9 protein-coding genes are annotated in these 16,405 nt (G+C 41.9%); 8 read left to right on the top strand and 1 reads right to left on the bottom strand.

Annotated features, from left to right (window positions below; all coding sequences use genetic code 11):
• The first annotated feature begins 150 nt into the window (after positions 1–150).
• The 7 genes from CA600_RS17920 (at position 151) to CA600_RS17890 (ending at position 14,158) form a co-directional block, all read left to right on the top strand.
• Positions 151–2,016, top strand: coding sequence for a beta-glucoside-specific PTS transporter subunit IIABC (locus tag CA600_RS17920; RefSeq protein ID WP_094871837.1), 1,866 nt, complete (start codon positions 151–153; stop codon positions 2,014–2,016).
• Between the two features lie 67 nt (positions 2,017–2,083).
• Entirely contained in the window at positions 2,084–2,923 is an 840-nt protein-coding gene (licT, locus tag CA600_RS17915) for a BglG family transcription antiterminator LicT (protein ID WP_094871836.1), read from the top strand.
• Between the two features lie 210 nt (positions 2,924–3,133).
• Positions 3,134–4,156 carry an ABC transporter substrate-binding protein gene (locus CA600_RS17910; RefSeq protein ID WP_094871834.1) on the top strand — a complete coding sequence of 341 codons (1,023 nt, stop codon included), beginning with the start codon at positions 3,134–3,136 and terminating at the stop codon, positions 4,154–4,156.
• A gap of 8 nt (positions 4,157–4,164) precedes the next feature.
• A complete protein-coding gene (locus CA600_RS17905) occupies positions 4,165–6,222 on the top strand; it encodes an iron ABC transporter permease (RefSeq protein WP_094871856.1) in 2,058 nt (685 codons plus the stop codon).
• Between the two features lie 544 nt (positions 6,223–6,766).
• A complete protein-coding gene (locus CA600_RS17900; RefSeq protein WP_094871833.1) occupies positions 6,767–8,839 on the top strand; it encodes a peptidoglycan D,D-transpeptidase FtsI family protein in 2,073 nt (690 codons plus the stop codon).
• Positions 8,840–9,018: 179 nt separating this feature from the next.
• Positions 9,019–11,682 (top strand): copper amine oxidase N-terminal domain-containing protein, encoded by a 2,664-nt coding sequence (locus tag CA600_RS17895; RefSeq protein WP_094871831.1) that lies wholly within the window; start codon positions 9,019–9,021, stop codon positions 11,680–11,682.
• 232 nt (positions 11,683–11,914) lie between these two features.
• The gene (locus CA600_RS17890; protein WP_094871830.1) at positions 11,915–14,158 is read left to right on the top strand and encodes a helix-turn-helix domain-containing protein; all 2,244 of its coding nucleotides are present in this window, start codon (positions 11,915–11,917) and stop codon (positions 14,156–14,158) included.
• Between the two features lie 68 nt (positions 14,159–14,226).
• Here the strand turns inward: CA600_RS17890 and CA600_RS17885 are convergent, their stop codons facing one another.
• Positions 14,227–15,111, bottom strand: coding sequence for a carbohydrate ABC transporter permease (locus CA600_RS17885; RefSeq protein WP_094871828.1), 885 nt, complete (start codon positions 15,109–15,111; stop codon positions 14,227–14,229).
• 305 nt (positions 15,112–15,416) lie between these two features.
• Between CA600_RS17885 and CA600_RS17880 the strand changes: the two genes are divergently transcribed.
• Complete coding sequence (locus CA600_RS17880) at positions 15,417–16,352, top strand: ABC transporter permease (protein ID WP_373455834.1); 936 nt, start codon at positions 15,417–15,419, stop codon at positions 16,350–16,352.
• The last annotated feature ends 53 nt before the right edge of the window (positions 16,353–16,405 follow it).

Here is a 16,405-nt window from a genome sequence, read left to right as displayed (position 1 = left end):
AGGATTGCTACTGCATAGCAGGCAAAACCTAAGTTTCATTTATGTTTACGGGAGATTTCTCTCTCGTGCATGGATGTGATTTAGGTTTTTTTTCGTTCACTGTGTTCCGTGATTAATTGATCTGATCTGTTACCGAAGGGGTGTACGAAAATGAGTTATGAGCAGCTAGGTAAAGACATTATTCAATCTGTCGGTGGGGAGAAAAATATTAATAACGTGATCCACTGTGCCACTCGACTAAGATTCACACTTAACGACGAACAAAAAGTGGATAAAGAAAATCTGGAGAAAATGAAAGGGATTATTGGAGTGGTCAGCAAAGGGGGACAATTCCAGGTTATAGTGGGTACCCATGTAGCTGATGTTTATAAAGAGATTGCTAAATCCATATCCCCTAGTAGTGACTCTGGTGAGAAAAAGGTAAAGAAACCGCTAGGGACTCTGATTTTTGATGTGATTTCTAGAAGTTTTTCACCACTGATTGGTGCCTTAGCAGGTGCGGGTATGTTGAAAGCGCTGTTAACCGTATTGACTTCGTTAAATGTTTTAGCGGCAGACGGTGAGACTTATAAAGTATTGGCTGGTGCTAGTAATGCTGTGTTCTATTTTCTGCCAATTTTCTTAGGTATTACATTATCGATGAGACTGGGTGTAAATGCTTATGTGGGTGGTAGTATCGGTGCAGCCTTGCTTGAACCTAACATTACGGGATTAGCGAGTGTTGAATCTCCACATTTTTTAGGAATTCCTTTAGTCATGTCAGACTATTCCTCAAGCGTATTTCCGATTTTTATCGCCATCTGTATATACGCTTTACTGGATAAGCAACTAAGAAAGTTTATACACAAGGATTTGCAGATGTTCTTGGTTCCTATGATATGTTTTATTGTGATTGTGCCTTTAACCCTGTTGGCTTTCGGACCCTTTGGCGTGAATGTAGGGAACTTAATTGGAGATGCTATTTTGTTCCTCAGTACAAAGAGCGGTATCGTTACGGGGGCAATAGTAGGGATCTCTTGGACGTATTTGACCGTGCTCGGATTGCACTGGGGGCTTGTACCGATTATTCTTGAGAACATTGCTAAGGGTGGAGATCCGATCTATGCAATGGCAGGCATGGCTATCTTTGCACAACTTGGTGTAGCCTTGGGGATCTTCCTGAAAACAAGAGATAAGCAGTTGAAAACATTGGCTGCTAGTACATTTTTACCAGGAGCGCTCTCAGGTGTAACTGAACCTATTATTTACGGATTGTTGACCCGTTACAAACGGACCTTTATATATGTAACCATTGCTGGCGGTATAGGTGGCGCACTTAGTGGTCTTTTCAAAGTGAAGATGGAAGTCTTCGCTTTTGTGAGTGTATTAAGTCTTCCGGCATTTTCTCCGTTAGCAGTTCAAGCGATCATCGCTGGTGTGACGATTATTTTGGCAATGGTGATTACAATGATGTTTGGTTATGAAGATAAAAAGAAAGTGAATGCTGTAGAAGAAAAAGTGAATGATGTCGCAGAAAAGACGAATACTGACAAGAGCGAGGTTATTCTCCCTCACGCTGTGCAGAGTTCAACCGTTGTCAGCCCTCTAGCTGGTAACGTAATTCCTTTAGCCTCCGTTGATGATGCAGCTTTTGCCTCTGAAGCAATGGGTAAGGGTATGGCCATCGAACCTACCGAAGGTAAGCTCTACTCACCGGTTAGTGGGGTGGTTTCTACCATTTTTAGAACAGGTCATTGTATTGCCGTAGTATCGGATGATGGTGTTGAAGTCCTGATCCATATCGGTATAGAAACTGTGAAATTAAAAGGTAAATATTTTGATGTGAAAGTTGAAGAGGGAGCAACCGTCAAACAGGGTGAACTCTTGATTGAATTTGATCTTGAACAAATAAAAAATGAAGGTTATCAATGTACAACACCAATCATTATTACCAATACTGCTAATTATAGTGATGTGATTGGTACCAAGAAAACGGCTATCACACCGGGTGTGGATTTGATGACTGTTGTAGTTTGATCTTTTGTCGAACATTATAACAACAGACTAGCTACGCAAAATGGAAAGGATTGCAAGGAGCTGTAATATGCGGATTGAGAAAGTGTTGAACAACAATGTTGTTACTGTCATAGATGATCACAATGTTGAATTGGTAATCATGGGGAGAGGACTTGCCTTTAAGAAAAAGCGAGGAGACTTCTTAGCGGAAGAGAAAATTGAAAAGATATTTACTTTAAACAATCAAAAGCTTTCAGATAAGCTAAAAACGCTGCTTTCCGAGATTCCAATTGAGCATATGGAGTTATCAGAAGAGATCATCAACTTTGCCAAGCTACAACTCGGTAAAATGCTGGACGATAGTATTTATGTCAGTCTGACCGATCATATCAGTTTTGCCTTGGAGCGCTTCTCAAAAGGGCTGAAGATTAAAAACGCTATGCTTTGGGAAATTAAAAGGTTCTACAAGGAAGAATACGAGGTTGGGAAGGCTGCGCTGCAAATTATTCATTCCAAGTTCGGTGTTAGGCTACCTGAGGATGAGGCAGGACATATTGCTCTCCATCTGGTAAATGCTGAATTAAACGAAGAAATGCCCAATATGGTAAATATTATGAAGATTATGAACGACATCTTAAATATCGTGAAGCATCATTTCAGGCTAGAATATGATGAAGAATCCCTTGCCTATTACCGCTTTATTACTCATTTGAAATTTTTCGCGCAACGCCTCATTAATGGTACTCCACCGCCTGATAATGAGAATGGCTTATTTAATTTGGTGAAGGAGCAATATAAGGAAGCTTTTGCAAGTGTTGAGAAAATTAAAATCTATATCTACAAAACCTACAACCGTGAATTAACAAATGATGAAATGCTGTATCTCACCATTCACGTTGAAAGAATCACCAATCAGATCATGGAGTAGGGAGAGTCCTAACAAATCAAGGAGGCCTTGATTTGTTAGGACTTCTTTTTTTTAGGGGCAAGGCGCTGTATATTAAATTTTAACTTTGACTTTCGCTAAAAACACGTATAAGATAACTAGTATGATTTTCTATGATAATCATTATCAATAGATTGATAACAATTATCATAGAATCAACTTCGATCGTTAAAATACAGGGGGATAAAGAAAATGCACAAAAGGTTAATCAGTTTATTTATGATTATAGCTGTCATATTAGTGGTAGCAGGCTGTGGAAATAATTCAAAGAACAATGCGGTATCCAATACAGGAGCAGCTGACAATACGGTCTCTGATAAAACGAGCACTGAATCTACAGGCGGACCTATTGTACTAAAAGATTCTAAAGGTGAGATTACGCTGGACAAACCTGCGCAAAAGGTTGTGGTATTAGAATGGACCTTTACGGAGGATATTATTGCGCTAGGAATGCAGCCAGTAGGTAATGCCGATAACGAGAACTATAAGCTGTATGTGACTTCTGAAGCACCACTTGATGCAAATGTGACTGATGTTGGTTCCCGTGATGAGCCAGATCTGGAGACGATTGCTTCATTAAAGCCTGATCTGATTATTGCCAATACGGGTGGGCACGAAGGAATTTATGATCAACTAAAAGGTATTGCGCCAACACTGATTTTCGGTCTGTATCCGAATGAAGGAGAAGGCGATCAGTACACTTTGATGGAAGAAACCTTCAAAACGATTGCAGCGGCAGTAGGCAAAACTGCAGAAGCCGATAAGGTTCTTGCTGATTTGGATACACACTATGCGGATGCAAAGGCAAAGCTGGCTGAAGTAGGGAAAGAAGGCTTGAACTATGTACTGACCCAAGCTTACAGCTATCAAAATGCAGCAACGTTGCGTCTGTTTACAGATAACTCACTTGCGGTACAAACATTGGATCGGATTGGTCTGAAGAACGACTGGAAACCGGAGAAATTCGAAGCTTACGGATTCAGTACCTCAACTGTTGAAGCGTTGCCAGCTGTTCAGGATACTAACCTGATGTATATCGTTCAGAAGGATGATAATATTTTCACGAAAGAACTGAAGGATAATTCCGTTTGGAACGGACTTAACTTTGTAAAAGAGAATCGTACTTTCGGATTGAGCAGTACTACTTGGGTGTTCGGCGGCCCGATCTCCTCTAAAGTTATCGTGGATGAAGTTGTAAATACATTAACGAAATGAGTGCATTTATGAACGGGAAGAGTAGCAAAGAGGCCTCAAGTGGAATGACCTGGCGAATCATTGGAATATTTGGGGGCGGCCTTGCCGCCCTCTTTGTTCTATCCATTCTTAGTCTAGGCTTTGGAGAAGCCAAAATCCCGGCAGCTACGGTGTTGGAGGGATTGCTGAACCGCCAGGATGTGATGGAACATAATCTGCTCTGGGATATTCGGATGCCGCGTACGGTGATTGGCCTTCTGGCTGGTGCCGCTCTGGCAGCGGCTGGAGCCTTACTGCAGACGATAACGAAGAATCCGCTCGCTTCCTCAGATACATTGGGGATTAATGCCGGTGCTTATTTTATGGTTGTTCTTGGTATGGTTACTTTCCCGGCTTTGCAGCATCAATTCCCATTCTTGCTGGCAGTTGCAGGGGGATTGTTTGCAGCTTTAGCTGCTTATTTGCTGAGTGGAGGTAAAGCGGCTACACCTGTCAGATTGGCTTTGTCAGGTATGATCGTGTCTATGGTTCTCGGAGCATTTACATCCGCCCTACATATTTTTAACAAGAACGAAACGCAAAATTTATTCTTATGGGGTTCAGGATCACTGATTCAACTAGATTGGGACGGTGTGAAGTATGCCTGGCCTTTTGTAATTACACTGCTTATAGCCGCTGTGCTCGGAGGCAGACAATTTGATGCTTTAGAGCTCGATGAGTCCACAGCCCGTTCACTTGGGCAACGTGTTGGGTTGGCACGGGGATTAGGTCTAGGCTTATCGGTATTGTTGGCTGCGGTCGTGGTCAGCGTGGTTGGTCCGATCGGATTTGTTGGTCTGGTGGCTCCACATCTGGTTCGGCTTAGCGGTATTCGAAAGCATCACCTGCTCATTCCTGCAAGTGCGCTGTGGGGAGCCCTGCTCATTACGGCAGCGGATACGCTCGCGCGGGTAGTGCGCAGCAGTGTGGGTGAAATGCCGGTTGGTGCAGTAATGGCGATTATTGGCGCGCCGTGGCTTATTTGGCTGGTGCTGACCAAGATGAAAAATATATCGGGTTCAGGTGCTGGTCAGTCATCTATGAATATAGGAGGGACAGCGCTTCGGATGCGCTTTGTTCCGGCGGTGATATTCATGAGCATACTGCTCATTGTTGTTATCCTTGTGAGTTTGTCACTTGGAGGAACCAAAATACCAATTAGCGATCTGCTAAGCAGTCTTGTCCATAGCGGTGATGGATCTTATTCCGTCCTGCTGAATTTACGACTTCCACGTACACTCGTTGCGGCTGGAGGCGGTATTGCGCTTGCCATTAGTGGTGTCTTGATTCAAAGCGCTGTCCGAAATCCGCTGGCCGACGCGTCCATTATTGGTGTGACTTCGGGTGCTGGACTAGGAGCGCTAACCGTGATGATCGCTTTTCCGGCATTGACGGTATTAGCGGTCCCTATTGCAGCAATTGCAGGTGGTGCACTGGCAGCGGCTTTTGTGTTTTTTATGGCCTGGCGTAGAGACTTGAATCCTTCTGTCCTGATTCTGCTTGGGATCGCGGTATCAGCGATCGCCTCTGCGGGAATACAGGTTATGATCGTCAAGGGCAGTTTATGGAGCAGCAGCTCTTTAATTTGGTTAACGGGTTCGACTTACGGACGAAGCTGGAATCAATTTAATAGCTTGTTTATTTTCCTGATTGTACTCATTCCATTGGCATATTATTTGGGGCGTAAATTCGATTTGCTAGCATTTGGCGATGAGAGTTCAACAGGTTTAGGACTACCCGTTCGAGGAACTCGGCTGTGGGCGATGATTATCGGTGTGATGCTTGCAGCGGGAGCCGTTGCAAGTGTAGGAACCATAGGATTCCTCGGGCTCATGGCGCCGCATGCAGTACGGATGATGATTGGACATCACACGAGACGATCCATTGTTCTGTCAGGATTACTTGGCGGAATAATGCTCGTGATTGCGGATACGCTGGGAAGAACCATTATGGCACCAAAAGAAATCCCATCGGGTCTTATTATAATGTTGATCGGAGCCCCGTATTTCTTGTTCTTGATGTATCGGTCTCAGGTTAGAAAAGTATAGATTTTACTATAAGATAAAATAGGGGGTGTTCCAAAAGCCGTAACAATGGTCATTGGGGCATCCCCTAATTCATTAGGGCTTCCTCGATCTAGATCGCCTTAAACTTCGTTTCATTCGATGAGGAGCTTACACATACGCAGTTGCGCTATCGGACACAGCCACCCCTAAATCAGCTTTATTCCGTATCTGAAGTGGGAAATGACTGCATAGCCGCTATTGGCATAAAAATTATTCAGTTTGCCCCTCTTACTAAGGAATAACGTCGCTGGAGGTCGAATTCAAGCTCCAAAGGCTAAAAACTTGCAAATAACGTCATTTGAGTCCTTAAACCTCAGCAAATGATGACAATTCATAGGTGCAGGCTACCCAACGTCTACAAAAAAAACAGCGATTCTCGCATATTGAGGATTGCTGTTTTTTTTAATTGGATATTATCGATTGTGAACAATTATTTAACTATTATTCTTAATTTTGTATATTTCAGTTTGCTAGTTTATACTTAGAACCTATATTGTAGAATTTTGGAAATAGGGAGTGGGATTATGTGAGACTCTTCGACAGAAAAGGTATAAAAGACGACAGTAAAGCTACAAATAACTCTAGTGAATTAAGAATCAATATTTTTTTCTTTAGCACTTTTATTATTTTTTGTGTGATTATCCTTCGTCTTGCAGTCTTGCAATTTGTCGAAGGATCTAAGTTTACTGAAGCCGAGGCTAATAGGGATATGAAAATAGTTCCATTATCAGCAATGAGAGGGAATATCCTCGCAGCTGAAGGTGAGAAATTGGCCTATTCTACACCCGTTCAATCTTTATATCTCACTTTGCAAAAAGAATATACTGCCACAAAAACAGATAAAACGACCCAAAAAACTACATTAACTGCCGAGGCAAATCATAAATCAAACACACTGGCTAGCAAGTTAGCAGCTGCCTTCGAAACCTATGGTGATCCTAATGAGAAAAAAATTACAGCAAAAGAGATCCTTGAGGTTATGGATTTATATTCTAAAAAATCATCTGGATATATGGCACGAAGAATTAAATCAGGTTTATCCAAGAAAGAAATTGCTTATTTTTTGGAGCACAAAAACGAATATCCCAATCTTGAGGTGTTAGAGGAAAGCTCTAGGCATTATGATACCGATACGGTGGCTGTACAAGCGGTTGGTTATGTGAAATTTTTTAAATCCTCTACTAGTTTAGATCTTTATAAGGATGTACTTCAGGCGATGAAAACTAATCAGGACCCTGGTCTTAACTATAAAGAGGATGAGCTAGTAGGCTTTGATGGCTTGGAGCTGCAATACCAGAAGGAGCTTCGAGGACAGAATGGTTATAAGGAAGTTTCGGTAGATCCGCAGAATATGGCGGAAAAAATCGTCAGTGTTGAACCTCCGGTTAAAGGGAGTAATATCTGGACTACGATAAATAAAAAAATTCAGCTGAAGACCGAAGAGGCCATTAAAGAGCAGATTCAGTGGTTGCACTCGCACACCGTACAGGGGGAAACACATCCTGATGCTTTAACAGGTTACGCTGTAGCCATGGAAGTCGATACAGGTAATATTATTACGATGGCGAGTATGCCTGACTATGATACGAATGATTGGGCTACGGGTTCGATCTTACCGGAGAAGTATGAACAAATCGAAAAACATTATCAAAACGGAACGATCACTCCCTTTTCATCAGGAAGATCGGGGCATAATTTCGAATCCACGGTGCTGCTCGGCTCGACCATAAAACCATTGAGTGTACTGATTGGATTAAAAGAGGGCTTTATCAATACATCTTCTACTTACCAAGATAAAGGAATCACCTCATTTGGTAGAGAGGGACATGAGACCTTTGTAAGGAATTCATCGAATCATGTATACCACTCTTTGTATCCTTACAAGGCAATTGAAAAATCCTCAAACGTATATATGGTTGATATGATTGGGAAAAAATTGTATGACAAGTACAAGTCTAAAGGTATCGATGTATGGGACACCTATATGAAGGAATTTGGTCTTGGTGTTTCAACAGGTATAGGTTTACCTAGGGAATACTTGGGCGATCTGAATTATAAGGCTGAAGCGAAAGCTGGATCTGTTCAATCTGCGCTTGTGTATGCTTCTTTTGGACAGCAGGGGCGTTATACAGTTCTTCAGTTAGCCCAATATGCGGCTACTTTAGCCAATGAAGGGCAACGAATTAAACCGCAGCTGGTAAGCAAAATCACTGATTCAGATGGGAAGGTTATCAAAGCGTTCAAACGGGAAGTGCTTGATGAAGTGACCCATTTCGATCCATCCTATTGGCGGGAAATCAAGAAAGGGATGAACAGTGACGTTAAAAGTGCCTTCGGCGATTTCCCATATGATTTTGCCCGCAAAACAGGGACTTCACAACAAACGGATAGTAAAAAAATTAACCGGGATAACGGAGTGTTTATAGCCTTTGCACCACGTGACAATCCAAAACTTGCTGTGGCTGTAGTCATTCCTGAGGGTGGGTTCGGATCAAATAGCGCCGCACCTGTCGCTAGGAAAATCTTTGATGCGTATGATTGGGAGTATGGATTGGACGGAATTCCGAAGAAGAATATTGTGAAAAATACGAACGAATAATCGAAGGGAGGGCGCATTCCGCGCTCTCCTTTTTCTTTTTCCAAGAGGGTTTGTGATCGATTAATGGAGCTGAGTCTAGATTAAAATATTGTAACCAGTAAATCATGAAACTTTTATCTAGGTAGCAGCGTCAAAGGAGTAGGTAAAAATTGTATTCGTCATTCCAGGAGGGTGGATCTGTGAAGAAGTTATGGATTTCAGTATTAGTAGTTTTAGTAGTCTTACCGATGATGTTTCAATCCTCTGTGAAGGCTGCTACCCCGATCAGTATTATTATTGACGGGGTTCGATTGTCAACAGATCAAGCACCGGTTATGGTGAATGGGCGGACGATGGTGCCACTGCGGGCTATCTTTGAAGCTTTTAATGCCACCATCAAGTGGGATCAAAAAGCACAAACTGTAACCGCAACGAAAGATAATACAACGATTATGTTAAAGATTGGCTCAAAGACAGCCACCATTAACAATAAGGCTGTAACGCTAGACGTGCCTGGTTTGAATCTGAAGGGGAGAACGATGGTTCCAACAAGGTTTGTTAGTGAAGCACTAGGCCATGAAGTGGGATGGAACCCCAAGACACAAGTTGTAACCATAACAACTTCAACCTCGAACGTTGGAAATGCAGGGCCAGTATCCAATGTAGTAGCGCAGGATGTGAGTGATTTTGGTGATGGTCGTGATCTTCAGGTTAGCTTCACTCGAGCGGCGAATGAGTCACTAGTGGATCATTACCGTGTACTGATTGTGAAATCAGGCAATATTCTCAATCTGTCGTCCGCACAAACGATAGCCTCTTACAATTATTCTACCGTATTACCAACAGGAACTAATCCTTCGATTAAATTGACTTCTGCTTCAAGGTCTGTTGATGGTGATTCAATTAAGAGTAATCAAGCGTATGTAGCTTATGTCTTGACGGTTGGCAAAGGAAGTAATGCCAGTACACTTTCTATTGGATCCTCCACTATGACACTAGTGAATAAGACTGTAGCGGCAATAAATAATGTACAAGTAAATGATACAAGTGATTATGGGGATGGAAGAGATTTATCCGTCAGCTTCAATAAACTGTCAGATGAGTCGAAGATAAGTTCTTATCGGATATTTGTTGTCAAAGCTACTAATTATTCGAATTTTAATTTAGCTGCAGCAAATAATGTGTCCAGTGCGAATTACACGCTTGTCAGCAAGACAGGTAATAATATCACGCAAATCTTATCTTCAGGAGCCAGAGATGTGGACGGAGCTCTTATCAAAACTGGTGTCAGCTACAGAGTGTTTGTCATGGCGATGGATAGCAGTAATGCAGCTAATCATGTGTTGTCATCTGTTTCCTCAGCAATTACACTGTCCAACATAGGGGTTTCTAACTTAAATGTTAGCGACGTTAACAACTATAATGATGGCCGAGATTTGAGGGTATCATTTACTCATGCGACGGACGAAACCTATATTAGCCAGTATCGTATTCTGGTAGTTCCAACGTCATATTACAGTAGCTTTAGTTTAGCTGAAGCTAATAATATATCCAGTGCCTACTATACAGCAGTGAGTACAACAGGTACTACAACCAATCAAGTATTGACTTCATCAACCAGAGATGTACGTGGAGCTTTGATAAAGAATGGAGTCAACTATAAAGTATATATTTTATCTATTGGAAGCAGTAATACTGGCAATGTGCTTTCGTCACCTTCATCGGTCATTACGTTGTTGAATGATTCTAGTGTGAGTATCGTCTCAAACTTGAGTGTTAGTGACGTTAACGACTATGGTGATGGACGAGATCTGAGAGTGTCCTTCACCCATCCGACGGACGAAACCTATATTAGCCAGTATCGGATTATGGTAGTACCCACATCCTATTATAGTAGCTTTAGTTTAGCTGAAGCGAATAATGTATCAAGTAGCAACTATACATCGGTGAGTACATCTGGGTCATCTACCAGTCAAGTATTGAATTCGTCAACTAGAGATGTTCTTGGAGCTTCGATTAAGAATGGAACTAGCTATAGAGTGTATGTGTTATCCATTGGAAGCGGGATTTATTGGGATTCGAATGCGCTCTCTTCCGCTTCATCGGTCATTACTTTGTTGAATGATTCTAGCGTAAAAGCCGTTACAAATTTGAGTGTCAGCGATGTAAATGACTATGGCGATGGCAGAGATTTGAAGGTGTCGTTTAGCCATGCCACAGATGAAACGTACATTAATCAATACCGAATTATGGTGGTGCCTACGTCATATTACAGCAGCTTTAGCCTATCCGAAGCTAATAATGTATCCAGTTCTAACTACACTTCGGTAAGTACATCAGGCAACAGCACCAGTCAAATATTAGATTCCTCCGCCAGAGATGTTCGTGGTGACGTGATAAAGGCTGGAGTGAGTTATAAAGTGTATGTGTTAACTGTGGGTAGTAATAATTATTCAGGTTCCAATGCATTGTCCTTGGAGTCTTCGACGATTACTTTGTTGGCAAACAAGACTCCAGTGGTCTCTGTAACCAATGTGACGTATAAAGAAGAAATAGGTAGCGGTAGAATCCTGATCAGTTTCGACAAATCCACCAATGAGAGCAATATTTCGGAATACCGAGTATTGGTGGTTCCGTCTAAACAAGGGTTTGGTACGGCGGATGCTCTTGCGGTGAATTCCTCTTATTATTCGTCGGTAATCCCTAACGGGACGAATCGTTCAACATTCACTGCGACAAGGGATGTTAATGGAGATTCAATTGTTAAAGGTGTCAAATATAAGGTGTATGTTCTTGCTGTAGCCAATAATAGTGGTGTACAAAATGGTGGTCTTTCAAATTCAACAGAAGAGTTTGAAATATAACATCACTGCGTGAAATACTGATTTTTAGCCTGGCCATTCATGGTCAGGCTTTTCTTTTATGTACATAATTTTCTTGAGTTTCAAGAGGACTTGATGAAGCGATTTTTACCGTTTTCATTGTTACATTATCCTCTGAAATATATAGGGTACTAATAATCGCATCAAAAACATTTGGTTTGGTCTAATGAAAGCGCTATAATTGAAAATAATTACATTCTTAAGGAGTCTACCGATGAAAAGAGGCAGAATATTCTATAAGATTTTTGTACCTATTCTGGTGCTGGGTATTGGCCTAGTCATTAGCTTCGGCAGCTATATTTATCTAACGACTATAAATTCAGTGATTGAAAGAGTGGCAGACGGCAAGCAAAGTTTAATTACACAAATTAAAAACACCTTAGAACAGAAAATTCAAACAATCGAATACGCTTTTAATACTTACAGTACGACTAGTTCTTTTAGGGAAGTCGTTCAGAATCCAATTACGGAGCAGGATTTTGAGGCGTACCGGGATATTAACTCTCAGCTTAATTATATTGCTACGATGGGAATGGATTTCGTAGACTATTCTTTAATTAGTCTGGAGCAGAATTGGCAAATCTCCAATGGTAAGCTCTCGCATTTATCGAAAGAAGAACGTAATACTCTGTATGAGAGCTATATCGATAATCGAAGCCGGGGATTATTCTGGATTAAGACGGATAAAGGCATCCGGTTTGTAAATACCTTGCCAGTATTTTCACAAACCAAACAGGCGATTGCCTTATCTGATATCTCACTTCAAACCTTACATAACACGCTTCAAACGGAAGGAAACACCCCGGTATATATTCTTAACCGGGAGGGAGAGCTTTTATATGAGTCCGAAACGGGGAAATCCTTACTATCAAGTAGGCAATTAGGACATATCACGTATGTTGCTGGCAGCGGAGGTACTAATGGAGCGATTGCTCTGGAGAGGGCCGACCACCAATTGATGAAGGCGATTTACGCTAAATCTCCCTACAATAATTGGGTTTATGTAACCTTGTTGGATCAACGTGAAATCTCCGATGCCTTAAAGACAACAAGATACGGGATTGTAATGATGGTACTACTAATCACACTGTTGATCGTGATCATCGCTTACGTGATCTCATTGTATTTCACCAAGCCCTTCCGGCAGATTCAACGTATTTTGCCAGTCAACTCTCAGCTGGAGCCTAAAAATGAGGTGGATTGGATTATCAGCTCTATCGATACGATTTTATCGGAGAAGGAAAGTCTTGAGGGTCTCATTGAATCTGAAATGCCTCAGCTGGAAACCCAGTTTATTCTCAATTTATTCCGTAACCGGATATCGCCTGAGGAGCTCAAGCAGGGTATGCAACGCTTCGGTCATAAGCTGTCAGAGGATTCTGTGTACGCCACCTTATTGATTCAACTGGATAACTATGGTGAACGTCAGGCGATTGATAAAGATCTTTTACTTGTTGCGGTTAACAAGCTGGTAGAAGAAAGGATTCCGCAGGAGGATCGGATGATCCCTATTCTGTTAAACGACCGCACGCAAGCGACCATTTTGATCTTTGAGGGAACGAATGAACAGGAGAACAGGAGGCAAGTATTAGAATATGCTAAGACGATAATTCGAACAGCTAGAGAGGTCTTAAAACTATCTGTCAGCGTCGGAATTAGCAATTTCTACGATGATTTATTATTAAGCAAGGAAGCTTGTGAGATGAGTAAGCAGGCGCTACATCATCGGTTAAATCTGGGGAAAGAGTCAATTATTTTCTACGAGGATATATCGAGAGTGATCTCAGGCCCTGTTCTCCTTTATTATCCGTCTGAGTTAGAGTCACAGCTATTTGATGCGATTCGGATTGGGGATGAAGAACAAGTCTCACGTTCTCTGTACCCACTGCTGGGAGAAATGATGAAGCATAGCAAGAATCCTCTGAATTTCGAAGTCACATTAATTCGTTTCGTAAACAATCTGATACAGCTAGAGCAGCTGCTAGGTGTTGAGGTTCTGTTGACGGAGGATAATTATACGTTGTACCACCGATTATTAGACATCCGTAACCCGGAAGAAATTGAACGTATCCTGGTGAAGGAAGTTATCCATCCGATGGTCTCAAGCGTAAAGGAGAAGACCGACCGTCAGTTCCGCCTCTTGTCTGATAAAATTGCAGTGATTGTCCGTTCTGAGTTCGATCAGGATCTGTCCCTGGAATTAATCGGAGATCGCCTTCATTATAGTCCTAACTATTTAAGCAGTATTTTCAAAAAGGAATACGGCATGACGTTTAGCGAGTACGTGATGAACTATCGATTAGAAATGGCTAAAAAGTGGCTGGTGGAGACCGATATGACCATTAAAGAGATCGCCGAACGATTGCAATACCATAATTCTCAGAACTTTATTCGATCCTTCCGTAAAAAAGAACATGTAACCCCTGGCGCTTACCGCAACCTGAAACAGGACAAGTAATTGATTAAATCACAAAAACAGCCAGCCTCCAGATTATGGGAGCTGGCTGTTTCGCATCTTATGGAAGCTTAGCCTTTAACAGAACCGAGCAAAGCTCCTTTTGTGAAATGCTTCTGTACAAAAGGATAAGCAATCAACATTGGAACGGTAGCGACTACGATTACCGCCATTTTGATAGTTTGTGCAGGCGGGAGAATATCGACCGAAGCATTATCACCCTGCATACCACTAGAGACGATTACGATCTGACGCAGAAGCACTTGAATTGGCCATTTCGTAGAATCTGTCATATATAAAACTGCACTCATATAAGTGTTCCAGTAAGCTACACCGTAGAATAGGGAGAGCGTCGCGATAGAGGGCAGCGCTAGTGGAAGCATGATTTTGAACAGAACACCAAAATCATTGGATCCGTCAATCTTGGCGGATTCCTCGAGTCCTTCCGGCAGAGCCTGAAAGAAGTTGCGCATAATGATCAGGTTAAAGGCATTGATCGCAACCGGCATAATCATGGACCAGTAGGAGTCGATGAGCCCGAAATATTTGACCACGAGAAAAGTGGGAATCATCCCCCCGCTGAACAGCATGGAGAACACGACTACAAAATTGATAAAATCTCTTCCATATAGATACTTTCTAGATAACCCATAGGCCATTAAAGCAGTAAGAATCATACTTACAACAGTCCCTGCTAAGGTTACACCGATGGATACACCTAACCCTTTAAAAATCGTGGGCGTTGACAGTATATAACGGTAAGCATCCAGAGAGAAGGTTGTTGGGAACAGGATAAACCTCTTCTCTACCACTTCCTGCGTTGAAGCAAAAGAGCTGGCAAACACATTGACAAAGGGTAAAAGACAGATGAGGGCAATGAGCGAAAGTAGTGTGGTATTTACAATTGTAAACAGCCGGCTGCCCAAAGTTAATTTTTTAAAAGATGGTTGCGTCATGCAGTTATCCTCCTTGTAATCGTTTCAATGAAACTTTATCAGGGGTCTGTTATTCCGTATATAATCATTAGCTTGGGCTTTGTTCTGGGCATGAAAAGCGTGCGGAATTGCAGATGATCCTTATGTATTGTAGTAATCACTATAAGAGGTGGAGGAACGAAAAAGCCTATAACCACGCGGATTTCGTAGTATCAGTATCTGAAGATTATATACGTAATAGACGAATGATCGTAATCTGAGAATCGTAAGGAAACGCGATCAAGGAGGCCGATCAGGTGAAAGAGGCAAACGTCACCATGCTGAACATGAAAGTCAAACCAGTGAGGAAAAAGCGAACAGGGCATAGCTGGCTGAGTTTAAAAAGAAACAAATTATTGTATCTGATGATACTGCCGGGGTTTCTATATTTTGTTATTTTTAAGTACCTGCCTATGGGCGGTCTTATTATTGCCTTTCAGGATTATCAGCCGTTTCTGGGCATAGCAGATAGCCCCTGGGTTGGGCTTAAGCATTTCGTCCGATTGTTTACCGAACCAACCTTCTTTATGCTATTGAGTAATACGTTAATCTTATTTGCCTTAAACATTGTTATCTTTTTTCCGCTCCCGATTATACTGGCGTTGATGCTCAATGAGGTTCAGCACAAGCTGTTCAAAAACACCATTCAAACGATTATTTATATCCCCCATTTCATGTCATGGGTGATCATCGTCTCCATTTCCTATGTATTTATGAACGTGGATGGAGGGGTGCTGAATGAAATGATGGCCGCGCTCGGGATGCAAAAAATCAGCTTCCTGACTTCTCCAGAGTGGCTGCGTACTGTGTACATTGGACAGATCATCTGGAAAGAGATTGGCTGGTCGACGATTATTTATCTGGCAGCCATTACTGTAGTAGATACCCAGTTATATGAAGCAGCTGAAATGGATGGAGCAAGCAGATTGCGCAAAACATGGCATATCACCTTGCCAGCGATTCGACCCATTATTATCACCTTACTTATTTTGAAGATTGGTCATACGCTGGATCTAGGCTTTGAACATATGTACTTACTGATTAATTCATTGAACCGCGAGGTTGGAGAGATTTTTGATACCTACATTTATACCGCGGGCCTAAAGAACGGCCAGTTGAGTTTCAGTACCACCGTAGGTTTATTTAAAGGTGTGGTTGGCTTGGTCCTCGTGATTCTATCGAACAAGTTGGCTAAGAAAATCGGAGAAGATGGTGTTTACTAACTTGTACAGGACTCTAATTCATGCTTCTGTCTTTTAGGCAGAGGTGGAAGATA

The organism is Paenibacillus sp. VTT E-133280 (genome assembly GCF_002264385.1).
Lineage (GTDB): Bacteria > Bacillota > Bacilli > Paenibacillales > Paenibacillaceae > Paenibacillus_AQ > Paenibacillus_AQ nitricinens.
This window is presented reverse-complemented; position numbering and strand designations above follow the sequence as displayed.

Coding starts and splice junctions, on each gene's coding strand:
- CA600_RS17920 (WP_094871837.1), top strand. CDS start 151: ATGAGTTATGAGCAGCTAGGTAAAGACATTATTCAATCTGTCGGTGGG.
- licT (WP_094871836.1), top strand. CDS start 2,084: ATGCGGATTGAGAAAGTGTTGAACAACAATGTTGTTACTGTCATAGAT.
- CA600_RS17910 (WP_094871834.1), top strand. CDS start 3,134: ATGCACAAAAGGTTAATCAGTTTATTTATGATTATAGCTGTCATATTA.
- CA600_RS17905 (WP_094871856.1), top strand. CDS start 4,165: ATGAACGGGAAGAGTAGCAAAGAGGCCTCAAGTGGAATGACCTGGCGA.
- CA600_RS17890 (WP_094871830.1), top strand. CDS start 11,915: ATGAAAAGAGGCAGAATATTCTATAAGATTTTTGTACCTATTCTGGTG.
- CA600_RS17885 (WP_094871828.1), bottom strand. CDS start 15,111: ATGACGCAACCATCTTTTAAAAAATTAACTTTGGGCAGCCGGCTGTTT.
- CA600_RS17880 (WP_373455834.1), top strand. CDS start 15,417: ATGAAAGTCAAACCAGTGAGGAAAAAGCGAACAGGGCATAGCTGGCTG.